The sequence below is a fragment of the Rhodococcus baikonurensis genome (assembly GCF_040489275.1).
Taxonomy (GTDB): Bacteria; Actinomycetota; Actinomycetes; order Mycobacteriales; family Mycobacteriaceae; genus Rhodococcus_F; species Rhodococcus_F baikonurensis.
In genome coordinates this window covers 43,679-68,025 of record NZ_JBEUOQ010000017.1, presented here as the reverse complement: position 1 = coordinate 68,025, position 24,347 = coordinate 43,679, and the positions used below count along the sequence as shown (strand labels likewise).

General features: G+C 62.3%; 20 protein-coding genes, 1 tRNA gene and 1 riboswitch. Of the genes, 6 read left to right on the top strand and 15 right to left on the bottom strand.

The window, feature by feature from the left end; translation table 11 throughout:
• The 3 genes from ABWI03_RS28265 to ABWI03_RS28255 are packed head-to-tail and all read left to right on the top strand — an operon-like array spanning position 1 to position 2,814.
• Positions 1 to 990, top strand: coding sequence for a branched-chain amino acid ABC transporter permease (locus ABWI03_RS28265; protein ID WP_003944088.1), 990 nt, complete (start codon positions 1 to 3; stop codon positions 988 to 990).
• Positions 983 to 2,011 (top strand): ABC transporter ATP-binding protein, encoded by a 1,029-nt coding sequence (locus tag ABWI03_RS28260; protein ID WP_298780699.1) that lies wholly within the window; start codon positions 983 to 985, stop codon positions 2,009 to 2,011. The genes ABWI03_RS28265 and ABWI03_RS28260 overlap by 8 nt, the downstream gene beginning before the upstream one ends.
• Positions 2,008 to 2,814, top strand: a complete 807-nt coding sequence (locus ABWI03_RS28255; RefSeq protein ID WP_166812379.1) for an ABC transporter ATP-binding protein — start codon at positions 2,008 to 2,010, stop codon at positions 2,812 to 2,814. Before ABWI03_RS28260 ends, ABWI03_RS28255 begins: the two co-directional genes overlap by 4 nt.
• Positions 2,815 to 2,870: 56 nt before the next feature.
• Here ABWI03_RS28255 and ABWI03_RS28250 read toward each other — a convergent pair whose 3' ends face one another.
• Positions 2,871 to 4,202 (bottom strand): ABC transporter substrate-binding protein, encoded by a 1,332-nt coding sequence (locus ABWI03_RS28250; protein ID WP_003944031.1) that lies wholly within the window; start codon positions 4,200 to 4,202, stop codon positions 2,871 to 2,873.
• Positions 4,203 to 4,418: 216 nt separating this feature from the next.
• A complete protein-coding gene (locus ABWI03_RS28245) occupies positions 4,419 to 5,036 on the bottom strand; it encodes an ANTAR domain-containing response regulator (protein WP_003944029.1) in 618 nt (205 codons plus the stop codon).
• A gap of 107 nt (positions 5,037 to 5,143) precedes the next feature.
• Here ABWI03_RS28245 and ABWI03_RS28240 point away from each other — a divergent pair.
• Positions 5,144 to 5,220 (top strand) — tRNA-Leu (locus tag ABWI03_RS28240).
• A gap of 73 nt (positions 5,221 to 5,293) precedes the next feature.
• Positions 5,294 to 5,944 (top strand): AMIN-like domain-containing (lipo)protein, encoded by a 651-nt coding sequence (locus ABWI03_RS28235; protein WP_298780708.1) that lies wholly within the window; start codon positions 5,294 to 5,296, stop codon positions 5,942 to 5,944.
• A 164-nt stretch (positions 5,945 to 6,108) separates the two neighbouring features.
• Here the strand turns inward: ABWI03_RS28235 and ABWI03_RS28230 are convergent, their stop codons facing one another.
• Positions 6,109 to 7,035, bottom strand: a complete 927-nt coding sequence (locus tag ABWI03_RS28230; protein WP_298780711.1) for a bifunctional 5,10-methylenetetrahydrofolate dehydrogenase/5,10-methenyltetrahydrofolate cyclohydrolase — start codon at positions 7,033 to 7,035, stop codon at positions 6,109 to 6,111.
• A gap of 22 nt (positions 7,036 to 7,057) precedes the next feature.
• Positions 7,058 to 7,138, bottom strand: a riboswitch (ZMP/ZTP riboswitch).
• 174 nt (positions 7,139 to 7,312) lie between these two features.
• On the opposite strand from ABWI03_RS28230, the gene ABWI03_RS28225 reads away from it, so the two are divergent.
• Positions 7,313 to 7,816 carry an SRPBCC domain-containing protein gene (locus tag ABWI03_RS28225; RefSeq protein WP_003944006.1) on the top strand — a complete coding sequence of 168 codons (504 nt, stop codon included), beginning with the start codon at positions 7,313 to 7,315 and terminating at the stop codon, positions 7,814 to 7,816.
• Between the two features lie 33 nt (positions 7,817 to 7,849).
• Here the strand turns inward: ABWI03_RS28225 and ABWI03_RS28220 are convergent, their stop codons facing one another.
• The 12 genes from ABWI03_RS28220 to ABWI03_RS28165 all read right to left on the bottom strand — a co-directional run bounded on the left by ABWI03_RS28220 (position 7,850) and on the right by ABWI03_RS28165 (position 24,303).
• The gene (locus ABWI03_RS28220) at positions 7,850 to 8,731 is read right to left on the bottom strand and encodes an acyl-CoA thioesterase (RefSeq protein WP_124569818.1); all 882 of its coding nucleotides are present in this window, start codon (positions 8,729 to 8,731) and stop codon (positions 7,850 to 7,852) included.
• Positions 8,732 to 10,150 carry a pyruvate kinase gene (gene pyk, locus ABWI03_RS28215; protein ID WP_003944038.1) on the bottom strand — a complete coding sequence of 473 codons (1,419 nt, stop codon included), beginning with the start codon at positions 10,148 to 10,150 and terminating at the stop codon, positions 8,732 to 8,734.
• Between the two features lie 82 nt (positions 10,151 to 10,232).
• A complete protein-coding gene (locus ABWI03_RS28210; protein WP_298780717.1) occupies positions 10,233 to 11,735 on the bottom strand; it encodes a glutamate synthase subunit beta in 1,503 nt (500 codons plus the stop codon).
• Positions 11,728 to 16,206: a glutamate synthase large subunit gene (gene gltB / locus ABWI03_RS28205; RefSeq protein WP_298780720.1), complete on the bottom strand. Its 4,479-nt coding sequence runs from the start codon at positions 16,204 to 16,206 to the stop codon at positions 11,728 to 11,730. Before gltB ends, ABWI03_RS28210 begins: the two co-directional genes overlap by 8 nt.
• 132 nt (positions 16,207 to 16,338) lie before the next feature.
• The gene (locus ABWI03_RS28200; RefSeq protein ID WP_298781415.1) at positions 16,339 to 17,202 is read right to left on the bottom strand and encodes a TM2 domain-containing protein; all 864 of its coding nucleotides are present in this window, start codon (positions 17,200 to 17,202) and stop codon (positions 16,339 to 16,341) included.
• Between the two features lie 129 nt (positions 17,203 to 17,331).
• Positions 17,332 to 17,757 carry a TM2 domain-containing protein gene (locus tag ABWI03_RS28195; protein ID WP_124569821.1) on the bottom strand — a complete coding sequence of 142 codons (426 nt, stop codon included), beginning with the start codon at positions 17,755 to 17,757 and terminating at the stop codon, positions 17,332 to 17,334.
• Positions 17,754 to 18,857, bottom strand: coding sequence for a prolipoprotein diacylglyceryl transferase (lgt, locus tag ABWI03_RS28190; RefSeq protein WP_298780724.1), 1,104 nt, complete (start codon positions 18,855 to 18,857; stop codon positions 17,754 to 17,756). The genes ABWI03_RS28195 and lgt overlap by 4 nt, the downstream gene beginning before the upstream one ends.
• Entirely contained in the window at positions 18,854 to 19,657 is an 804-nt protein-coding gene (gene trpA, locus ABWI03_RS28185) for a tryptophan synthase subunit alpha (protein ID WP_003944010.1), read from the bottom strand. Before trpA ends, lgt begins: the two co-directional genes overlap by 4 nt.
• Complete coding sequence (trpB, locus tag ABWI03_RS28180; protein ID WP_298780728.1) at positions 19,654 to 21,003, bottom strand: tryptophan synthase subunit beta; 1,350 nt, start codon at positions 21,001 to 21,003, stop codon at positions 19,654 to 19,656. The genes trpA and trpB overlap by 4 nt, the downstream gene beginning before the upstream one ends.
• Before the next feature lie 74 nt (positions 21,004 to 21,077).
• Positions 21,078 to 21,887, bottom strand: a complete 810-nt coding sequence (gene trpC / locus ABWI03_RS28175) for an indole-3-glycerol phosphate synthase TrpC (protein WP_003944016.1) — start codon at positions 21,885 to 21,887, stop codon at positions 21,078 to 21,080.
• A gap of 125 nt (positions 21,888 to 22,012) precedes the next feature.
• Positions 22,013 to 22,720 (bottom strand): TIGR02234 family membrane protein, encoded by a 708-nt coding sequence (locus tag ABWI03_RS28170; RefSeq protein ID WP_435054157.1) that lies wholly within the window; start codon positions 22,718 to 22,720, stop codon positions 22,013 to 22,015.
• The gene (locus ABWI03_RS28165) at positions 22,717 to 24,303 is read right to left on the bottom strand and encodes an anthranilate synthase component I (RefSeq protein ID WP_095973277.1); all 1,587 of its coding nucleotides are present in this window, start codon (positions 24,301 to 24,303) and stop codon (positions 22,717 to 22,719) included. The genes ABWI03_RS28170 and ABWI03_RS28165 overlap by 4 nt, the downstream gene beginning before the upstream one ends.
• Positions 24,304 to 24,347 lie beyond the last annotated feature (44 nt).

Sequence of the window (24,347 nt, the reverse complement as noted above, 5' to 3'; positions counted from 1 at the left end):
ATGGACATCATGGGAGCTTTCCAGGTTTCCTTCGCCCAGTTGATCGGGCCGTCGGCAATCTTCTACGCACTGCTGGCAATCGGGCTGAACCTGCACTTCGGCTACGCCGGACTGCTCAACTTCGGTCAGATCGGTTTCGCCCTCCTGGGCGGCTACGGCGTCGGCATCATGACCGTGACCTACGACCAGCCGTTGTGGCTCGGCATCCTCGTCGGACTCACCGCAGCCGGTCTCCTCGCACTCGTGCTCGGTATCCCGACGCTGCGTCTGCGCGCCGACTATCTCGCCATCGTCACCATCGCCGCGTCGGAGATCCTGCGTCTGATCTTCCGCTCGACCGCGTCGGATTCGGTGACCGGTTCCACCAATGGCCTGTTCGGTTTCGCAGACCCGTTCACCGCACTGAGCCCCTTCGACTCGGCCAAGCAGTACTCGTTTCTCGGCGTGAAGTTCTACGGAGACGACCTCTGGTCGATGGTCGTGGGGTGGACCCTCGTGTTGATCTTGTGCGGATTCGTCTACCTCTTGACGCACAGTCCGTGGGGGCGTGTCCTCAAGGCGGTGCGTGAAGACGAGGACGCAGCGCGATCGTTGGGCAAGAACGTCTTCGTGTACAAGATGCAGGCGCTGGTTCTCGGCGGCGTGATCGGTGGTCTGGCCGGTGTGTTCAACGCCCTGCAGACCAAGTCCATCAACCCGGACTTCTACTCGACCGCGCAGACGTTCTTCGCGTTCGGCGCACTGATTCTGGGCGGGGCGGCAACGGTATTCGGCCCGGTGGTCGGCGCAATGTTGTTCTGGTTCCTCCTCGCCATCCCCGATGCATTGTTGCGTCAGGCGATCTCCGGCGAAAATCCGCTGCTTTCACTGACGGAACAGCAAGTCGGAGCCACCAGGTATGTCCTGCTCGGGTTGATGATCGCTCTCCTGATGGTCTTCAGACCGCAGGGAATACTGGGTAACAAGCGGGAGGTGCAACTCAATGCTTGACGCCGATACCAGAGCACAGATCTTTGCCGACGTTCCTCACCTTCCCGGATCGGCGAAACCCGACCCGGTACTGGTCGCTGACCACGTTTCGCGGACGTTCGGCGGTCTCAAGGCTGTCGACGTCGATCACCTCGAGATTCAACGCGGGTGCATCACGGGTCTGATCGGCCCCAACGGTGCTGGAAAAACGACGCTCTTCAACCTCCTCACCGGATTCGACCGGCCGGACACCGGTACGTGGTCGATGGACGGTCAATCGCTGGGCCGCATGTATCCCCACCAGGTAGCCAGGAAAGGAGTGGTACGGACGTTCCAGTTGACCAAGGCGCTCTCCAAACTCACGGTGCTGGACAACGTACGACTGGGTGCCACCGGCCAACGAGGTGAACGCATCTTCGCTTCTCTCGTCCCGTGGATCTGGAAAGGGCAGGAACGCGAGATCACCGAACGCGCCAACGAACTCCTCGCGCGATTCAAACTCGACACCAAGGCAGACGACCTCGCCGGTTCGCTCTCCGGTGGGCAGCGCAAACTGCTCGAAATGGCTCGCGCACTCATGACCTCTCCCTCGGTGGTGATGCTCGACGAACCGATGGCAGGGGTCAATCCTGCTCTGACGCAAAGCCTGCTCGGACACATCAAGTCACTGCGCGACGACGGAATGACGGTCGTGTTCGTCGAGCACGACATGGACGTGATCCGAGACATCAGCGATTGGGTGGTGGTCATGGCACAGGGCAGCGTCATCGCCGAATCCACCCCGGACGAGCTCTCGTCCAACACTGCCGTCGTCGACGCATATCTGGGCAGCCACCATGACCAGGCCCTCGAGTTCGACGACAGCGGAAATCCGGTGGGCGAGACGGCCGTTCTGGCCGCCGCTCTGGCTGAAGCCGAGGTCGAAACCCTCGAAACAGGTGGGGATCTGTCGGAGCCCGACATCGACAACCTTCCGGCCGATCTCGCCGCTGCGCTGGAATCGAGTCCCGAGGAACCGCGCGGAAGGCATGAGAAGCCATGAGCGAGAACCAAGCACGTTCACTCACGCCTGCAGAATTCGCCGCGACTGCCGAGGAGCATCAGCGACTGTCGGCCGGTGCCCTGCTCCGCGCCGACAGCCTCGTCGCGGGCTACATTCCGGGCGTCAACATCCTGCGTGAATGCAACTTCTTCCTGAAGGAAGGAGAAATCGTCGGGATCATCGGACCGAACGGCGCAGGCAAATCGACACTCTTGAAATCACTGTTCGGACTGATACCGGTACGCGAAGGGTCGGTCACCCTCCGCGAGGACAACATCACATCTGCGCCCGCTCATGTCCTCGTCCAGAAGGGAGTCGGGTACGTCCCTCAGACACAGAACGTCTTTCAGACTCTGACCATCGAAGAAAACCTCGAAATGGGCATTTATCTGCGTCCCAAGGCATTCGCGGAACGATTCGCCTTCGTGAGTGAACTGTTCCCTCTTCTGAGTGAACGACGAAAGGTGAAGGCCGGCGCACTCTCCGGCGGCGAACGCCAGATGGTCGCGATGGGCCGGGCCCTGATGATGGATCCGTCGGTGCTGCTGCTCGACGAACCGTCCGCGGGCCTGTCCCCCATGTTCCAGGACGAGGTGTTCATCCGCTGCAAGAAGATCAATGCTGCGGGTGTCTCGGTCATCATGGTCGAGCAAAACGCGCGCCGCTGCCTTCAGATCTGCGACCGCGGCTACGTACTCGATCAGGGTAAGAACGCGTACACCGACACCGGCGCCAATCTGATGAACGACCCCAAGGTGATCGAGTTGTACTTGGGAACGCTCGCTGGCAGCAAAGAGAAGTAGAACAGACACGAGAATGGGCCAGGGTCTCTCGACCCTGGCCCATTCTCGTTGGCTGCTTACTTGCCCACGACCACGAATCCTTCTGTGGTCAGAGTGTTCTCAGGGCCGAACTTGAGCTTTCCGTACGAACCGATGGACGGTTCTCCCGAATCGTTGAAGTCCAACTCACCGGTGATGCCGTCGTAGTCGATGTCGGTTCCCGCCTTCACCAACGGCAGGCACTCGACATAGGACGTGCACTTGGTGCCACCTTCGGTGACGCTGTTGATGTTGGCTGCGATGTCCGTACCGGCCGTCGACTTCGCCTGCTCGGCAGCGAGCGCTGAGATCACCACCGCGTCGTACGACTCTCCGGCGTAGTTGAAGTCGATCAGGGAGGGGTTCACAGCCTTCAGACGATCCTGGAAGGCAGCTCCGACGTCCGTCAGGGGCGTAGTTCCCTGCATCGTGTCGAGCAACGGCTTCGCCACGGATTCGCCCAGCGCGTTACCCATGTTGCCGTCCACGCCGTACATCGCCATTCCGTCCGACGGACCGATGCCCACTTCGTGCATGCGCGTGATGATCTTCGCCGACTCTTCGAAGCCCACCAATGCCACTGCATCCGGATTGAAGTTCTTGACCTGATCGACTTCGGAGTTGAACGACTGTGCGTTCGGGTCGTAGATGATCTTCTCGATCTGATCGGACGGGACACCCGAATCGATCAGATTCTTTTCGATGTTGTCCGCCAGACCCGTCCCGTACGGGTCGTTGAGGGCCATGATCGCTACGCGCTGACCACCATCGTCCGAAATGAGCTGTGCGACGGCCTGAGCCTGCAGTACGTCCGTCGGAGCGGTGCGGAAGTACATGCCCTTGTCGGGGTAGCAAACGAATTGGTCCGAGGTGTTGGCAGGCGAGAACATCACGACGCCTGCGCTGGCGATCTTGTCGATCACCTTGAGCGAGACCGACGATGACGCGGCGCCGACGATGACCTGAGTGCCTGCAGCCAATTCGCGGTCGACGGTGGTGTTGGCGGTGTCCGTTGTGGTGTCCCCCGAATCGCCGGGAATCAGCTGGACCGGTTGGCCGAGAACGCCTCCGGCTGCGTTGACGTCGTTGACTCCCAGCTGGGTGCCCGCGACCATCGGCGGCCCGAGGAAGGACAAGCTGCCGGTGTCGGGAAGAAGCGTGCCGATGCGCAGCGCTTCCGTGGACGGGGTGGCGCCGGCCTTGGCCTGCTCCGGGGTGCAATCGGTCGTGACGGATGTCGTCGCGGCAGAAGCGCCGGACGTAGAGCCACTCGAAGACGAGTCATCCGACTTGTCCGAGCTACAGCCTGCAAGTGCCAGTGATGCCGCGCCGAGAACTGCAGCAGTACGCACAAGTGTTCGTCTAGCCATCCCACGCTCCTAAGATCAGCCGGTGCTCGCGCCACCCGAACTGGCGCTCGCTGTGGGATCAGACGCTAGACCTTGGAACCGTTTCGCGATCCTTCAAGAAAGCCCTGTGACCTGACTGTTATCTGAAGGCGCACAGTGTTTACACGGCTGTAGCGCTGCGCGAGGTTTCGAACGTCGACGCAGCTGCTCGATACAGCCGGGTTCCGGACACTTCGCTCAAGCGTCCGGTTCACCGCCCAGGGTTTCCAGCACGACCTGTGCGACGGCCTTCATCGTGGAACGCCTGTCCATCGCCGCGCGCTGGATCCACTTGAACGCCTCGGGTTCGGTGAGCGCTTGGCGAACCATCAGAACACTCTTGGCACGCTCGATCAGCTTGCGTGCTTCGAGCCGGTCGGACAGATCGGCGACCTCACGCTCGAGCGCCGTCACCTCTCGGAAACGACTGACCGCCAATTCGACGGCGGGAACGAGGTCACTGATGGAGAACGGCTTGACCAAGTAAGCCATGGCGCCGGCATCGCGCGCGCGCTCCACCAACTCGCGCTGACTGAATGCTGTGAGAATGACAACAGGAGCGATGCGTTTGGCGGCAATCTCCGAAGCGGCGTCGATGCCGTCTCTCCTGGGCATCTTCACGTCCATGATGACCAGATCAGGCTTGAGCGACTCGGCCAACTCCACCGCGACCTGCCCGTCGCCGGCCTCACCGACGACGTCGTAGCCCTCTTCGCGAAGCATCTCGACCAGATCCATACGGATCAACGCCTCGTCTTCAGCGACGACAACACGACGGGGTGCGAGCTGATTGCCTTGCGGCTGCGGCGAATTCATGGCCACCATCCTCCTCCATCGAACCGCCCCGACACGAGACGCGAACGATTAGAGGGTACCGGTGTTTGACATTGAAATCGCATCTTCTAATGTAGTCATCGCAACAAGCCCTCGTATCCCAATTGGCAGAGGAAACGGATTCAAAACCCGTCCAGTGTGAGTTCGAGTCTCACCGAGGGCACCACCTGCCGCAGCCGCCGCACCGCAAGGTTCGGCATTCGGCTGTACCCCAGATCAACCGCGGCTAGATTCGATCCATGAACGGTCGTCGGCTGATTGCTCTGCTCGGAGCCATCTTTATTTTCGTGCTGCTCTCCGGGTGTCAGACTGACGACCAATCCGACACCGCCCGCGAATCCAACACCGCCCGCGAATCCAACACTGCCGGCGAATCTTCCACCCAGGCCGTCCTCGATGCTGCAACACAGACCGGCACCCTTCAGGTCGGCTCTCCCCCGACCGATGCCCCATCCACCGAGATCTCCATGCTTCCCCCGTTGCCGAACGACACGGAGATCCCTTCACCGAATCCGCGCGTCGAGGTGACCGAGATCGACGTGACCGATCACGATGGTTTCACTCGCATCACCTATCGCTTCGACGGAAGCGGATCTGTGTTCTGGAAAGCCGAATATGTCAGTGAAGCAATCCGAGCGGGTGACAGCACAGTCGTGGATGTCGGCAGTCGATCGATACTTCAGGTCGATCTGATGGGAGTCCAATCGGATTCCGTGCTCGACTCTGTATCGCACGAGGGCGCGAGCATCACGCGTATGGACAGTGCAGCGGTGAACAATACGATCCTGCAGTCGTTTGTCGGGACGGTCGACATCCGTCCGACGTACACGGTGTCGACATCCGATTCACCGTCCCGGTTGACGGTCGACATCCCCGCAGTCGACAACTGACATTGACTACCCAATTGTGCTTCCAGCGCAGGCATCCCGGCGCAGCCGTCGTCAACTGCCGTAATCCGGTTGTCGAGGGTCGGCTGAATCTCCGTCTCGAAACCGAGGTCTCACAATCGGTCCGAGGCGATTGTGGGACCGGTCCAACACGACTGTCATGATCCTCATGCCCGAACTGCTGCTGCCCGAACTGCTGCTGCCAGTGTTTGTTCCAGCAGGACGGCAACCGTCATGGGGCCGACGCCACCCGGCACCGGTGTGATCGCGCCGGCATGAGGGAGCGCGGCGACGTACTCCACGTCTCCGACGTTGCCCTCGTTGTACCCCGCATCGATCACCACTGCCCCAGGCTTGATCCACGCCCCTTTGATCAGTTCCGGAACGCCGACAGCGGCGATGACGACGTCTGCCGTACCGACGTGGGCGGCAAGGTCGACGGTTCGCGAATGGCAGTACGTCACTGTCGCGTCCCGACGCAGGAGCAGCATCCCCATCGGCAATCCGAGTATCGGGCTTCGGCCGACCACGACGGCATGCTTTCCGGCGAGTTCGACGCCTGTGGCGTCGAGCAGGCGCAGGATGCCACTCGGGGTACACGATTCGAATCCCCCACCGTTCAAGGCCATTGCCGCGAACGAAGCCGAGGTAACGCCGTCGACGTCCTTGTCGGCCGAGATCGCGTCGAACGCGACCCGCTCGTCGATATGGACCGGCACCGGATGCTGCAGCAGTATGCCGTCGACCACAGGATCCTCCGACAACGCTCTCAGCACGTCGACGAGTTCTTCGGTGGTTGTACTCACCGGGAGTTCGACCGTCCGCGACGTCATTCCAACGGCGACAGACCGATTGGCCTTCATCCGCACATAGGCCTTCGACGCCGGGTCCGCTCCCACGATGACGGCGGCCAGGCAAGGAACGTGCCCCGTCTCATCACGAAACTGCCTGGTGCGCACCGACAGGTCCGAGAGCGCAGCATCGGCAATTGCGCGTCCGTCGATAACTCGAGCGGGCGCGTTCTGGCTGGGCAGATTTCCGGTAGACAGATTTTCAGTAGGCAGCTTTTCAGTAGACAGCTTTTCAGTAGACATGGATCCCCTTCACACAAGATGTGTGAAGCACCCAGGCGGTCGATGCCTCGCGATGTGCACTCCCCGGTGGTAATTCCCACCCGCGCCAGTCGTGCATGGTCAGCGTACCGCGCGTTTGTTTCACTGCCACGAAACGCATCCAGAACGCCGCTCTCAAAACGAGACAAATCGACAGAACCTATCAATAGGTAACGATCTGACCTGCAGTTATTCCATCCTAAGCAATTAGATGGCACGATGGGGGCAACCGCACGGGCACCAAGCATTGGAGGCACCGATGGACAACGGCAAGATCAACCTGACCTATGACGGTCGGGTGTCACTGAGCTTCCAATTGGCGATTCCGCACGCACCGGACAAGGTCTGGAAGGTCATAACAGAACGCGAGTACCTCGACGCCTGGTTCCCGGCGGACGTCGATTTCAATCTCACTCCAGGCGCGGATCTGCTGTTCAAGGTGACACCGGAACAAGTCGAGCGATTCGGACTGCCCGCAGATCATGTGACGCGCGGGACGGTCATCAGCGTCCACCCGCACCGAATTCTCGAATTCCTCTGGGACGCAGATACTCTGCATTGGGAACTGGCGCCGGACGGCACCGGCGGCTGTTGGCTGACCCTCACCCACACGATGGAAGACGAAGAGTCGGCGTACGCCCACGCCGCCGGTTGGCACGCGGGCTTGGAAGTTGTTGCGGCCCAACTCGATGGACGCGAGGTCGACTGGTCTCCGTGGGACCGAGCCGACGAACTCTCACCGCAATATCGCAAGTCCGCTTGAATCTGGGCCCGAGTTCAGTCTCGGGCCCGCTTCTCATTCCCCTTTACGCGGGAAATGCCTGATCATTCCTTCTTGGACCACCGTCGCCAACAGCAGCCCTTCCACCGAGAAGTACCGTCCGGTTGCCAGACCGCGCGAACCCGCAGCGACCGGCGATTCGGTGGCGTACAGAACCCAGTCGGTGAACCGGAACGGGCGATGGAACCAGATCGAATGATTGACCGTCGCCGCGACGATACGATCATGACCCCAGGACAAACCATGAGTGGTCAGAATCGAATCGAGCACGGTGGTATCGGACGAATATGCCAGCGTCGCAGCATGAATGAGCGAATCGTCCGGCAGATCACCGTCGGGGCGCATCCACACCCGATTGTGGTTGAGTTTCTCGCCGGTGCCCTTGAGGATCCACGCCGGATCGTTGGCGTACCGCATGTCGATCGGCTTGAGCGCTGCACTGAAATGCGGCAGCTTCTCCTCGTACCCCACCAGATGATCGCCGATGGGAGGCAACGACTCCGGAAGTGGAACATCCGGAATCTCGACAGCATGGTCGAGCCCCTTGCCGGAGTCCTGGAATGCCGCGAGCATCACGAACAATTCGTTCTCACCCTGATAGGCCGTCACCTGGCGATTGGCGAATGCCCTCCCGTCGCGATGACGCTCCACCCGGTAGTCGATAGGCGCCTTGACATCTCCGCCCCGAATGAAGTGGGCGTTCACGGCATGGATGGGGCGATCACCATCGACAGTCCGTCCGGCGGCCATCAGTGCCTGAGACACCAACTGACCGCCGAACGTCCGCGAACCTACCTGTTTCGGGTGGTATCCACGGAACGCGTCTTCACCGATCTGCTCCAGATCCAACAGACCGAGGAGAGTACCGAGGTCGGTGGACGCGTTCGCGTGGGTCACTCAGTGGTCCTCTTCGCCGATGCGATGGACGTGAATGAGGTTGGTGGAGCCGACAGTTCCCGGAGGGGACCCGGCAACGATCACCACGAGGTCGCCCTTGACGTACCGCCCGAGTGAGAGCAATGCACTGTCGACCTGACGCACCATCTCGTCGGTGGTGGCCACCGCATCGACCAGGAACGTCTCGGTTCCCCACGTCAGCGTCAGCTGACTGCGCACAGCGGGCAGCGGCGTGAAGGCGAGCAACGGCAGCGGCGTGTGCAGACGAGCCAGTCGACGCACCGTGTCACCGGACTGAGTGAACGCAACCAAGGCCTTGGCGTCGAGACGTTCGCCGATGTCGCGTGCGGCGTACGAGATGACACCGCGCTTGGTGCGCGGGACGTGGGTCAGCGGTGGGACACGGGTTGATTCGTTCTCGACGGCCTCGACGATGCGGGCCATGGTGCGAACAGTTTCCATGACGTACTTGCCCACCGAAGTCTCGCCCGAGAGCATGACTGCATCCGCGCCGTCGAGAACGGCGTTGGCGACATCGGACGCCTCTGCACGAGTCGGACGTGAGTTCTCGATCATCGATTCGAGCATCTGCGTGGCGACGATGACCGGCTTCGCGTTCTCACGAGCAATCTGGATTGCGCGCTTCTGAACGAGCGGGACCTGCTCGAGCGGCAACTCGACACCGAGGTCACCGCGGGCGACCATGACGGCGTCGAACGCGAGCACGATGGCTTCGAGATTGTCGATGGCCTCGGGCTTCTCGAGCTTCGCGATGACGGGAACGCGGCGCCCGACTCGATCCATGATGGCGTGAACCAATTCGACATCCGCGGGTGAGCGAACGAAGGACAGTGCAATGAAGTCGACGCCCAGCTTGAGCGCAAACTCGAGGTCGGCGATGTCCTTACCCGACAGGGCTGGAACGGAGACGTTCATACCGGGCAGTGAGAGGCCCTTGTTGTTGCTGACCGGACCGCCTTCGGTGACCCGACAGACGACGTCGTTGCCGTCGATGGACGTGACGACCAGGCCGACCTTTCCGTCGTCGACCAGAAGTCGATCGCCGGCCTTGGCGTCGCGCGCCAATTCCTTGTACGTGGTGCCGACGCGATCGTGCGTTCCCTCGACGTCGTCGACGGTGATACGAACTTCTTCGCCGTTGGCCCAGGTGGTCCGCTCGTCCTTGAATCGGCCGAGACGAATCTTGGGTCCCTGAAGGTCGGCGAGAACACCGACGGCCTTTCCGGTGGCGTCCGACGCGGCGCGGACGCGAATGTAGTTTTCTTCGTGATCGGCATGCTCGCCGTGGCTGAAGTTGAGGCGAGCCACGTCCATGCCGCTCTCCACGAGCTCACGGATGCGGTCGCCAGAAGCTGTCGCAGGTCCAAGTGTGCATACAATTTTTGTCCGTCGGTTCACGGCTCGAGCCTAGTCGCTACCCCACCGCACTTCTATCCGGCATTTGCGACCTGCGCTTTCTGTACTTACTCGATTCAGTTGTTCAGCTCACGAACAGCGGAAATGCCTTTGGATGAACCGGAGCGGGAAGCTCAGACTCGCCTGTGAGATACACGTCGACGGCACGTGCGGCCGACCGACCTTCGGCAATCGCCCAGACGACGAGTGACGCCCCGCGATGCGCGTCGCCGCAGACGAATACACCAGGCGTCCGGGTCTGCCACCTGACATCACACTCGATTCGGCCGAGTGGATCGGTGCCGACATCAAGGTCGGTGAGCAGCGGGGCGGTTTCGACGCCCTCGAAACCGAGCGCGAGTAGGACCATCTCGCACACGAGATCGATCGTGTCGCCGGTCTCCACCAGGGTCCGTTGTCCGTTCGCCCTTCGTGACACGGCTACCGGAACCATCCGGATTGCACGGACCGCACCCTCACCGTCGTCGAGAAATTGCTGCGCTGCCCATCGGAACCGTTTGTCACTGCCTTCCTCGTCTGCCGGCGAGGTGCGCAGGACCCGCGGCCACAGCGGCCATGGGTCGCGATCTCGATCGCGGCGTGCCGGAGGTGGGACGTGGTAATCCAATTCCGTCACCGAGAGGCCGCCCTGGCGATGCACGGTGCCGAGGCAGTCGGCGGCCGTGTCACCGCCACCGATGATCACGACGTTCTTACCTCGTGCCGAGATGCTCGACGCGCCGTCCCCCTCGCATTCGCGGTTGGCCGCACGCAGGTACGTCATCGCACGATGGATTCCGCGAAGTCCACGACCCGGTACGTCGGTGTCTCTGGCACGATCGGCCCCTACCGCCAGGACTACCGCCTCGAAATCCGTCAGCAGGTCGTGCGCGCTCACGTTCACTCCGACGGCACAGTCGGTGACGAATCTGGTCCCTTCGGCGGTCAGTTGGTCCAACCGCCGGTTGATCAAGGCCTTGGGCAACTTGAATTCCGGAATTCCGTAGCGAAGCAGTCCCCCGATCCGATCGCTCCGCTCGAACACCGTGACATTATGTCCGGCTCGTGTCAGTTGTTGAGCCGCAGCAAGTCCCGCCGGTCCCGAACCGACTACCGCGACACGGTGTCCGCTGTGACCTACAGGTTCCTGCGGCCCCAACCAACCCGACTCCCAGGCGTTGTCGACGATTGCCTGTTCGATGCGCTTGATGGTGACACCTCCCGACGTGTGCTCGTCGTCGAGTGCGAGAACGCACGCCGTTTCGCACGGAGCGGGGCACAGATGTCCGGTGAACTCGGGGAAATTGTTGGTGGAATGCAGATTCTCCGAAGCTTCGGACCACCGTCCACGCCGAACGAGGTCGTTCCATTCCGGGATGAGATTGCCGAGCGGACACCCGACGCCGGCCGAATGGCAGTACGGCACAGCGCAGTCCATGCAGCGCGAGGCCTGTGAAGATACGCCTCGATTTCGCACGACGGGATCCAGCGACTCGTATACCGACGCCCAGTCGCCGACACGCACATCGGTCGATCTGGTCGGTGTGCCGGATCGTTTCACGTCGAGGAACCCGCGTGGGTCAGGCATGGGCCGGCTCCACCAGTTCGTTCTCTTCCACGACCTTCTGATAATCGACGGGCAAAACTTTGGTGAATCTCGGACTCTGGCCAACCCAGTCCTCGAGAAGTTCTGCCGCCACCGGCGAGCCGGTCGCAGCCACATGCTCGCCGAGAATTTCGACCAGCTGACTACAGTCTTCCGTCGAAGGCCGCTCCAGAACGACCATGTCGCAGTTGACCTTCTCTGCCTTCACGTCGAGTACGAAAGCAATTCCGCCGGACATTCCCGCAGCAAGGTTCCTACCAGTTGGGCCGATTATGACGACGCGACCTCCGGTCATGTACTCACACGCATGGTCGCCGACGCCTTCCACCACAGCGACCGCGCCCGAGTTGCGCACCGCGAATCGTTCCCCGACACGCCCCCGGACATAGAGTGCACCGCTCGTAGCGCCGTACAGCAGCGTATTGCCGGCAATGACCTGCTCCTCGGCCACGAAGGGTGCATCCTCACTCGGCCGGAGCACAATTCGTCCACCGGACAGACCCTTCCCCACGTAATCGTTTGCATCGCCGACTACGACCAGCGAGATGCCGGGCGGCAGGAACGCACCGAGCGACTGGCCTGCCGTTCCGCTGAGCACGATGTCGATGGTGCCTTCGGGTAGCCCGCCAGCGCCGTAGCGTCTGGTCACCTCAGCGCCAAGCCTCGTCCCCACCGCCCGATCCGTATTGTGTACTGGCAGTTCGATATGCACGGGTCGAGCGTCCTCGAGTGAGTTCGCAGCGCACTCGATCAGGGTGCGTTCGAGTTCGCTCGAAACAGGGACACACGGCGGGTAGGCCGCGCCGGTCGGCGCGGCCGGAACGTCGAAGAGCGGTGAGAGGTCCAACGTGCGACTCTTCCAATGCGCCACCGCCGGAGACATTTCCAATACGTCTGCGTGGCCCAGAGCGTCGTCGATACTTCGAAACCCCAGTTCTGCCAACAAACGTCGTACGTCGTCGGCGATGAAGCGGAAGAAGTTCTCGACGTACTCCGGCCGGCCGGTGAATCGCTCGCGCAGTTCGGGATTCTGCGTTGCTACTCCGACGGGGCAGGTGTCGAGGTGACATACCCGCATCATGACGCAGCCGGCCGCGATGAGTGGCGCCGTGGAAAACCCGTACTCCTGCGCCCCCAGCAACGCGGCGACGACGACGTCCCGCGCCGTGCGCAAACCCCCGTCACACTGGACGACGATCCGATCGCGTAACCCGTTGAGCACCAGAGTCTGCTGAGTTTCGGCCAGCCCGATCTCCCACGGCGTACCGGCGTGGTGGATGGACGAGAGCGCCGCCGCGCCCGTCCCCCCGTCATGACCGGAGATCAGCACCACGTCGGCGTGCGCTTTGGCCACACCAGCTGCAACAGTCCCGACTCCGACTGCGCTGACCAACTTCACGTGTATCCGCGCACGATCGTTTGCGCATCTGAGGTCGTAGATCAATTGGGCGAGATCCTCGATCGAATAGATGTCGTGGTGCGGGGGCGGAGAAATCAGCCCGACTCCAGGCGTCGAGTACCGGGTTTCCGCGATCCACGGGTACACCTTGTACCCCGGAAGCTGCCCTCCTTCACCGGGTTTGGCACCTTGGGCCATCTTGATCTGAATGTCGGTGGCATTGACCAGGTAATCGCTGGTCACCCCGAAGCGCCCACTCGCGACCTGCTTGACAGCGCTACGACGCTTGTCGTCACGCAACCGCTCCGGTGACTCTCCGCCCTCACCGGTGTTGGAACGTCCGCCGAGAGCATTCATCGCAACCGCCATCGTCTCGTGCGCCTCGGCAGAGAGGGAACCGTAGCTCATCGCGCCGGTGTTGAATCGAGCGAGAATCATCTCGACGGGTTCGACCTGATCGAGCGGAATCGGCGAACGAATCCCACGCCGAAATCGAAACAGCCCCCGAAGTGTTCCGCCCTGCGCACTCAGTCGATCGACTTCGTCGCTGTAGCGACGAAACATCTCACTTCGCCCTGTCCGGGTCGCATGCTGGAGAAAGAACACGGACTCGGGTGTGAACACATGCAATTCACCACCGCGGCGATACCGGAACTCTCCGCTGCTACTCAACTGCCGATGCTGCACCGCGCGATACGTGGCCGCGTGACGCATCAGAACTTCTCGCGCGACTTCGGTGATACCGATTCCGCCGATCCGGCTTCGTGTGTTGCAGAAGTACGTGTCGATCAAAGCCCGGCCCAAACCCACGGCCTCGAATACCTGAGCGCCGGTGTAGGAGTGAACCGTGGCTATGCCCATTTTCGACATCACCTTGAGCACTCCGGAATTCGTTGCTCTCAGATAGTTCTCCGATGCCGTCTTCGGATCTGTCCCGGGAAGCTCGCCTTGCTCGCTGAGTGCCTCCACGGATTCGAGAGCAAGATAGGGATGAACAGCCGCCGCACCGTATCCGATCAGGAGCGCGATGTGATGAAGTTCGCGGGCATCTCCTGATTCGACGACGAGTGACACCTTGGTCCGCAGGCCATGACGAACGAGATCGTGGTGCACGGCCGATACTGCGAGGAGCGACGGAATGGGAGCCTGGTCTGGGCCCGATCCACGGTCGGAGATCACGAGAATCTCGATACCGTCGACGGCGGCAGTTCGGGCAGACTCCCGAAGCCTCTCGATACCCTCGGCCAGACCGCCCCGAACATCGAACAGTCCCGGTAGGACAAAGCATGTCGGAGTTCGAGGGCCGTGGAGTTCGGTGATCTTCTTCATGACCACCGGCCCGATCACCGGCTTGTGCAGAACGATCCTCCGACACGAGCGGGCAGATGCTTCGAACAAGTTCTGCTCGGTACCGAGCGTGGTTGCGAGAGTCGTGACAACCTGCTCGCGAATCGCATCCAATGGCGGGTTCGTCACCTGCGCGAAGAGCTGGACGAAATAGTCGTACAACAGCTTCGGCCGATCCGAGAGAACAGCCAGGGGTGTGTCGACACCCATCGATCCCAACGGCTCCGATCCTGAGCGAGCCATTGGAAGGAGAACTTCCTGCAAGTCCTCTGCCTGGTATCCGAAGAGCAGTTGCCTCTGCAACAGCGGAGCCGGATCGCCTCGGGCAGGTGCAGACACGGGGATCTCCTCGAGATCGACCAATCCTCCGTCGACCCAGCCCCGGTAGGGTGCTGTGCTCGCGAGTTCGGATTTGATCTCCGCATCGGAAACGATGCCACGGCGAGCGGTGTCGACGAGGAACATGCGTCCCGGTTCGAGGCGCCCCTTCTCCAATACCTCGGAAGTCGGAGCGTCGAACACACCGCTCTCACTGGCCAGCACGATACGGCCGTTCTTCATCCGCCACCACCGCCCTGGGCGAAGACCGTTGCGATCCAACACCGCCCCGACGACGGTGCCATCGCTGAAAGTCACGGACGCCGGACCGTCCCACGGTTCCATCAGGCAAGCATGAAATTGGTAGAAGGCCCTCATCTCGTCCGGCATCGAAGAATCGTTCTCCCAGGCACCGGGAATCATCATCGCGATGGCGTGCTGCATGCTGCGGCCCCCGAGGGACAAGAGCTCGAGCACTTCGTCTAACGACGCCGAGTCGGATCCGCCCGGGGTGCAGATCGGAAACAGGCGAGCGATGTCCCCATGGAGCAGTGCGCTTCGCAGCATCGGCTCGCGAGCGCGCATCCAATTCCTGTTTCCCACAATCGTGTTGATCTCGCCGTTGTGAGCGATGCAGCGATACGGCTGTGCGAGTGGCCACGAGGGAAATGTGTTCGTGGAGTATCTACTGTGCACGACGGCCAAGGCAGTTCGCATCCTGCCGTCACGGAGGTCGGTGAAGTATCCGGGCAACTGCGCCGGCGTGAGCATGCCTTTGTACACGATCGTTCGAGCTGACAACGAGGGGAAATACACCGCGGCCCCGTCCTGGTCGATCCGTTCGACTTGCCTCCTGAGCGCAAACACTCGTCGGTCCAAGGCAATTCCGCCCACACTGCGCTCTCGTGGCTCGGCGCACGTCACAAAACACTGGCTGATGTACGGAGCACACTGCGCGGCAACGGTTCCGACGCAGTCGCTCTCGACCGGCACCTCTCGCCACCCGATAATCCGCAGTCCTTCTTCCGCTGCGTACCGGTCTATCCGGACCAGCGCGCAGTCACGTGCTTCCTGATCCACCGGAAGAAAGCAGTTTCCGGCTGCGTAGGTGTTCTCACCCATCGCATTGGGTGGTGGAAGCTCGAACTCGGTCACCGCGTCGAATAACTCCGTCGGCAGCTGAATCAGGATCCCCGCGCCGTCACCGCTGTTGGATTCGCGCCCGGCTGCGCCACGGTGGGTGAGATTTCCCAGGACCGCGATTGCCTCGTCGACAATGGAATGCGCGCGGCGTCCAGAGGTGTCTGCTACCAGGGCTACACCACATGAATCGGTTTCCTGATCGGGGTCGTACAGGCCTCGAGGATCAGGTATTCGAGAAAACGGCACTCGGCGACCTCCACGCGGACATGCAGCCGACGTGCGCCAGTTTATCAGCACATAACCGCAGGTCGCGAGAGAAAACTGTGATCCCCTGACACCGGGGTGTCAGGGGGTCACAGTTTCCGAAAGTCGTTTCGATCAGCTACGCAAAGGGCGGTTGTACTGATCGCGCACGCTGCCGGTCAACATCATGATTCCGTCGATGAGCGGCCAGATGCCACCGATTCCACACGTCAACCAAGTGACCGCGATCTGTGCGACAGCCATGCCGGGCTGGTTGAGGTAAAAACGTCCTGCTCCGAAACCGCCGAGCAGAATGCCCAGCAATCCGGCGGTCGTCTTCGACTTGTCCGAGTACGGTTCGCCGGTCATCGGGTCTCGTCCGTACGGTGCGGACGGGTCGACCAGGCCGTAGCCAGGCTGAGGATAACCCTGACCTTGCGGGTAGCCCTGAGGCTGACCGTAACCCGGCTGCGAATATCCAGGCTGGGGGTAGCCCTGCGGCTGACCGTAGTTCTGGCTTCCCTGCGGCGGAGCGGCGGGGTAGTCCTGCGGCGGAGCCGCGTAGGGATTCGGAGTCTGATCTGCCGGCGCCCCGTAGACGGGACCGTCCGTCGAGGATTGGGTAGAACCCGAGTAGTCCGGCGCCGGATAGTTCTGGGCCACGTAGCTTTCCTGCGACGTGTAGGGCGCCGTGGGGTGATTCGGGGTGGAATCAGAACCCGCGGTGGGAAAAGCTGTGGTGGATTCGGTTCCGGTCGGCGGCGGGTAGATGGGGTGGTTTCCCCAGCCCGGACCGTTTCCGACTCCCGAATACGTGTCCCAGCCCGGGCCCGTGCCGGTGGTCTCCGTCGACGGCGTCTTTTCCGTGGGCGCCGAGGTTTCCGTCAACGACGCATCCGCCGTCGCGTCGTAGTCGAACGGCGACCCGAACTGCGGTGGAACCGGCGACTGCGATCCTGACGAGTCCCCCGACTCGGAAGGTTCCGGATTCTTGTTCAAGTTAGGCAACGTACTTTCCTTCGATTCGACGACGGTACGTAATAGCTTTTGTTATCGGGCCGCGCGAAGGATTTCGACCTTCGCGTGGCCGGACCCCCACACATCTGTTTGCGCGTTCATCCTCGCGGTTCATCCCCGTAATGGCCGACGAACACCGTCCCGTGCATTGCCCGAAAGTATCACGATGCCGTCGACGAACGCCCAGATCCAGATTCCGATGGCGAACGGAATCCCGATCAGGAACGCCGACATGAACAGCGCGAAGAACATGCCGAGCAGTTGGCACAATCCGATCCCGACACTTCCGATGTAGAGGCGCCCGACTCCACAGATTCCGAAGAAGCCCAGCAAGATCTGCAACAGTCCAGCGGTGGCCTTCGACTTGTCGGAATACGGTTCCCCGGTTACCGGGTGCCGACCGTACGGGGCATAGGGATCACCGAACCCGTACATCGACGCAGCCGGTAGAGGCTGCTGATAGCCGTACGGATTGGGCGCGCCGTAGACCGGTCCCTGATCGTCGGGGAATCCCCCTTGCGAATAGGGACCTGTCACGGCTTGTCTTTCTTCGACAGCTTCACCGCGTCCGACGACTCGTCCGACGCTGCCGTGGAGTCGCTTGCCTCACTGGCATCGGACCCAGTGACATCGGATCCAGCGGCATCGGATCCAGCGGCCTTCGCTTCGGATGCTTTTGCGTCGGTGACTTTCGCGTCGGCCTTCGCCGAATCAGTGTCGGTGCCTGGCGCTGCGACTCCTGCTTCACCGGCAGCTACCGCAGCGACGTAGTTCTTCGACTTCAAATCAGCCGGATCCTCACGGCCCTTCTTCGCCAGGAAGAAGTAGGCCAGTGCGGCGAAGAACACGATCCCCGAAGTGAATGTGTTGACTCGAATGCCGGCGATCTCGTAGGCGAAATCGTCACGCATCAGTTCGACGACGAACCGGCCCAGGCAATAGCCCGCGACGTACAGAGCAAACAGGCGTCCGTGGCCGATCTTGAATCGGCGGTCGACGAGGACCAGCAGGATCACGATCAGGACGTTCCACACAGCTTCGTAGAGGAACGTCGGGTGAACGACCCGAATGACTTCTCCGTTGGAGACACCAGCCAGTTGATCGAGTTGGCCGGAAGAGTTCACCCGTTCGAAGATCTCGAGGCCCCATGGGACGGTGGTCTCGCGACCGTACAACTCCTGGTTGAAGTAGTTGCCGATACGACCGATGGCCTGCGCGAGCAAGATTCCGGGTGCAATCGCATCACCGAGCGCGGACACCGGAATGCCGCGGCGACGGCAGCCGATCCACGCACCGATGCCGCCGAGGAACACTGCTCCCCAGATTCCGAGGCCTCCCTGCCACACCTTGAGTGCGTCGAGAGGTTGCCCGTTCTCGCCGAAATAAGCGGGCCAGTCGGTCAATACGTGGTAGAGCCTGCCACCGATCAGACCGAAGGGAACAGCCCAGATCGCGATGTCGAGAACAGTCCCCTTCTCACCGCCGCGGGCCACCCAACGACGATCTCCCCACATGATCGCGACGATGATGCCGAGGATGATGAAGAGCGCGTAGGCGCGCAGCGCTACCGGTCCGACGTACCAGACGCCTTGGGGCGGGCTGGGGATATAGGCCAGCAGGTCCACAGTTGAGGTCACGACGCCACGGTAGCCGAGCGGACGCCCTCGGCGAGTTCTTCGGTGAGCGAGCGAACTGCTCCCAAGCCGTTCTCGACCGCGGAGACCAGAGCCGAGCCGACGATGACGGCATCGGCGTATGCCGCGATTTCGGCAGCCTGTGCGCCGGACCGAACACCCAATCCGACGCCGACGGGAATGTCGGAATGCGCGCGGATTCGTGCGGTCAGTTCCGGAGCCATCGAGGACACGGCGTCGCGAGCGCCGGTGACGCCCATCGTCGAGGCCGCGTAGATGAATCCACTACTCGCGTCGAGCGTCATCGCGAGTCGTTCTTCCGTCGAGGACGGCGCGACAAGGAAGATCCGGTCGAGGTGGTGCTCCTCGGATGCTTCCATCCAGGCGCCTGCTTCTTCCGGAATGAGGTTGGGGGTGATGAGTCCGAGCCCACCGGCAGAGGCGAGATCTCGTGCAAACTTGTCGACGCCGTACTGCAGTACCGGGTTCCAGTAGGTCATCACGACGGCCTTGCCGCCGACCGAACTGATCTGCTCGATCACGGTGAAGATGTCGCGCAGTCGAACGCCGTTGGTGAGTGCGGTTTCGGCTGCACGCTGGATTGTCGGACCGTCCATGACGGGATCGGAATACGCGACACCGACCTCGATGATGTCGCAGCCACCGTCGACCATCGCCTTGAACACGTCGATCGATTCGGGAACGGTCGGATAACCGGCCGGCAGGTAACCGACGAGGGCGGCACGCTTGTCAGCCTTGCACGCTGCAAAGGTGGGTGCGAGGCGTGATGGTCGTTCGCTCACTTGTCCGAGCCTTCCGTGTTGTCGTTCTGGTCTGCTGCGTCATCCGGAACGGGTGTCTGACCCGAGGCGCCGTCGAAGAGACCGAACCAGCTTGCGGCGGTGTCCATGTCCTTGTCACCGCGACCGGAGAGATTGACGACGATGATCGCGCCCTCTCCGAGTTCCTTGCCCAGTCGGAGTGCCCCGGCGACGGCGTGGGCGGATTCGATGGCCGGGATGATGCCTTCGCGGCGCGAGAGCAGCAGAAGCGCATCCATCGCTTCGCTGTCGGTGACGGGCTCGTAGGTGGCACGCCCGATGTCGCTCAGGTACGCGTGCTCGGGCCCGACGCCCGGGTAGTCCAGACCGGCCGAGATCGAATGCGATTCGATGGTCTGACCGTCTTCGTCCTGGAGCAGGTAGGAGTAGGCACCTTGGAATGCGCCTGGGGTACCGCCGGCGAACGTTGCTGCATGCCTTCCAGTTTCGACGCCGTCGCCGGCTGCTTCGTAGCCGACCAGACGGACCGACAGATCGTCGATGAACGGGTGGAAGATTCCGATCGCATTGGAGCCGCCACCGACGCACGCTGTGACTGCATCGGGCAGTCGGCCGGTCAACGCCTGAATCTGCGCGCGAGTTTCGAGGCCGACCACGCGCTGGAAATCGCGCACGATCGTCGGGAAGGGGTGCGGGCCTGCCGCGGTACCGAAGCAGTAATAGGTGTTGTCCGCGTGGGAAACCCAGTCGCGCAAGGCTTCGTTGATCGCGTCCTTGAGCGTGCGCGAACCTGTTTCGACGGAGACCACCTCCGCGCCGAGAAGGCGCATGCGGGCGACGTTCAGTGCTTGACGTTCGGTGTCGACAGCACCCATGTAGATGACGCACTCGAGACCGAGCAGTGCACAGGCGGTGGCCGATGCCACACCGTGCTGGCCCGCTCCGGTCTCGGCGATGATGCGGGTCTTGCCCATCCGCTTTGCCAGCAGAACCTGACCGAGAACGTTGTTGATCTTGTGAGAACCGGTGTGGTTCAGATCTTCACGCTTGAGGATGATGCGCGCGCCGCCGGCGAACTCGCTCATTCGCGTTGCCTCGAAAATCGGCGACGGACGCCCGGTGTAATCGCGCTGCAAGCGATCGAGTTCGTTCAAGAACGAGTCGTCCGCGCGAGCCTTTTCGTACTCCGCAGTGACTTCCTCGATAACCGCCATGAGTGCTTCCGGCACATGCCGTCCGCCATAGACGCCGAAATGGCCTCCGGCGTCGGGATCGTGAGAGCGCTCGGTGAGTCCCGCGCTGGCCGGCGGCAAATTGCCGCCCTTGAATAGTGCACCGGAGCCTGGTTCCTGAGTACGTGAAGTCACCCCACCAGTCTGCCCCAAGGGTGTCGCTGGTCACCGCCCGGGTGCATCAAAGCACGCCGGGCGGGTGAAGCGATTTATCGCGACGGTTTGGGGCAGGACGGGTGTGCGCCTGCATTGACCAGATCTGCGACGGCCTTGCGAGGGTCGCCGCTGGTCACGAGGCCTTCACCGACGAGCACTGCGTCGGCGCCCGCCCCGGCGTACGCCAACAGATCGGCGGTTCCGCGAACACCGGACTCGGCGATCTTGATCGTCTCGGTCGGCAAACCGGGAGCGATGCGACCGAAGGTGTTCTTGTCCACCTCGAGAGTCTTGAGATTGCGGGCGTTCACACCGATAACCTTGGCGCCGGCTTCGAGCGCGCGGTTGGCTTCTTCTTCCGTGTGCACCTCGACGAGGGCAGTCATTCCCAGAGATTCGGTGCGATCGATGAGCGAGGCGAGGGCCTGCTGTTCGAGTGCGGCAACGATCAGCAAGATGACGTCGGCGCCGTGAGCGCGAGCCTCGTGAATCTGGTACGGCCCCACGATGAAGTCCTTGCGCAGCACCGGAATGGTGACCGCTTTACGGACTGCGTCGAGGTCGGCCAACGAGCCGTGAAAACGGCGCTCTTCGGTGAGGACACTGATGATGCGTGCGCCACCGGCTTGGTACGCCGCGGCAAGCTCTGCGGGATCGGCAATGTCGGCCAGCGCACCCTTTGACGGGCTCGCTCGCTTGACCTCGGCGATGACGCCGATGCTCGATTCCAGAAGTGCTGCTGCAGCATCGAGTGCAGGCGGTGCAGCGGCCGCAGCAGCCTTGACTGCAGCGAAGTCGAGTACGGCTTCGCGGGCGGCGACATCAGCGCGCACCCCGTCGAGAATCGAGTCGAGTACGGTCATCGTGGCCCGAATCCTTTCTGGGCAAGAGCCCGATGTGAGATACGTCATCAGGGTGGTCTCAGCCTAGTGGGACGAAATTTTGCTACTCCGTCGGGGTACCCACGCAGGTGAGGGTTCAGTCTTACTCAGTGGGACGACCCCGGTTTCGCACAGTCGCCTCCCCCAACTCCGTCGTCTCCGTCGGCCACTGTCGGGTCCTCTCCGGCGTCGAGCGCATCCCACAACATCCGTTGTGTCACAGGCTCGTCCGACGCGGGTTTGTCTCCCTGACCGAGCTTGGCTGCGGCTTCGCGGCGCGCGGCAGGGTTGTCGTACTTCGACGACAACCCGCCTCGCACTGGAGGTTTGCGCATCAGAAGTACTGCTGCGCCGAGCGCCGCCACCGCTCCGACCAACGCGAGCAAGGCAGGCAGCACCGATACAGTCGTCGAGAGATCTTCCGGGTGACCGGACAACTCGGCCAACTCCACCGCTCGGTCCGCAGAGGCTCCGGACACCAACAACTGCACCGCCGGAACCGCTACCGCGATGGCGACGAGTGCAACCAACAGTCCGACTACCCGAAGTGCCCAACCTCGCACCGCAAACGACGCCGCGATCGCCGCGAGAAGCGCGAGCGCGAGCGGAGTCATCGCCGCCGCCCAGGTGCTGCCGTCGAGATCCGTCGTCCGCTCCAGCGTCTTGCCGTCGCTCGAGGTCAGATGAACCCACGTCATTCGTGAGCTGCCCCACAACGCTGCTGCCGACAACGCAAGCAAAAGCGTTCTCGGCACGGCGGTGCCACGAGAAGCGCTTGTAGGCTGCTCCGCTGCAATCGACTCGTTCTCACTCACAGATCGTCACCTCCGATGGTGCGCAGGGTGTGCGCCGACGCGATGGCGCTCAGTACTGCCATCGCCTTGTTGCGGGCCTCGGTGTCCTCGTAGACCGGGTCCGAGTCGGCGACGACGCCGGCGCCCGCCTGGACATATCCGATCCCGTCCTTGATCAATGCTGTTCGGATCGCGATCGCGGTGTCGGCGTCGCCGGCGAAGTCGAGGTAGCCGACGATGCCGCCGTAGATACCTCGCCTGGTGGGCTCGAGTTCTTCGATCAACTGCATCGCACGCACCTTGGGTGCCCCTGACAGGGTTCCGGCGGGGAAGCACGCCGTGACCGCGTCGAGAGCGTGCTTTCCCTCGGCGAGATGACCGGTGACGGTCGATACGAGATGCATCACGTGGCTGTACCGCTCGATGTGCCGGTAGTCGTGCACCTTCACCGTGCCCGGGCGACAGACACGACCCAGATCGTTTCGCCCCAGATCGACGAGCATGAGGTGCTCGGAGTTTTCCTTCTCGTCGGCGAGGAGATCCTTTTCGAGCAGGATGTCGTCCTCCTCTGTGGCACCGCGCCATCTGGTTCCCGCGATCGGGTGTGTTGTCGCTACGCCCTCGGCGACGGTGACCAGTGCCTCAGGGCTCGATCCGACGATCGAAAACGCGGTCTCGCCATCACCGTTCGGCACGTTGAGCAGGTACATGTACGGGCTGGGGTTCGACGCGCGGAGCATCCGGTACACGTCGATCGGCGCTGCAGTGCAATCGATCTCGAATCTCTGCGAGAGGACTACCTGGAATGCCTCGCCCGCTTCGATGTCGCCGATCAACTTTTCGACGTCGACACCGAAACTCTCGGTGGTGCGCTGACGGCGGTAGTTCGGAGTCGCTTTCGAGAATGTCGACACCGTCGATTTCGCGGGCGCCGCAAGAGCGCGAGTCATCGCGTCCAACCTGGCGACTGCGTCGTCGTACGCCGTGTCGACACGCTCGTCGGTGCCGTCCCAGTTGACCGCGTTGGCGATGAGGGTGATCGCCCCTTCGTGGTGATCGACTGCGGCGATGTCGGCAGCAAGCAGCATGACCATCTCGGGTATCTGCAGGTCGTCGACCGCCGAATCACCCAATCGCTCGAGGCGTCGCACCGCGTCGTAGCCGAGGAATCCGACCATCCCGCCCGTCAACGGGGGTAGGTCGGGCAGCCGCTCCGAACGAAGTAGCTCCAGGGTGGCACCGAGCGCGTCGATCGGATCGCCTCCGGCCGGAGCACCGGCCGGAACGTTGCCGTACCAAGCTGCCTCTCCGTCCACGACGGTCAGTGCAGCCGGACTCCCGACGCCGATGAACGACCACCGCGACCACGAACGACCGTTCTCGGCCGATTCGAGCAAGAAGGTGCCGGGACGATTGCCGGCCAACTTCTCGTACGCCGAGAGCGGAGTTTCGGAGTCCGCCAACACTTTCCGAGTGACGGGAACGACCCGGTGCTCGGCCGCGAGAGCTCGGAACTGCTCCCGAGTGGTGGTGGAATCGGACGCGTCACCGACGATCGCGGTGTCGGACGACCGTGCGGACATGGAGGTGGGCTCGCCGTGCATGACTCCATCATCCCAGGCTCCCCCACGCGGTCGTCGTGCGCGGG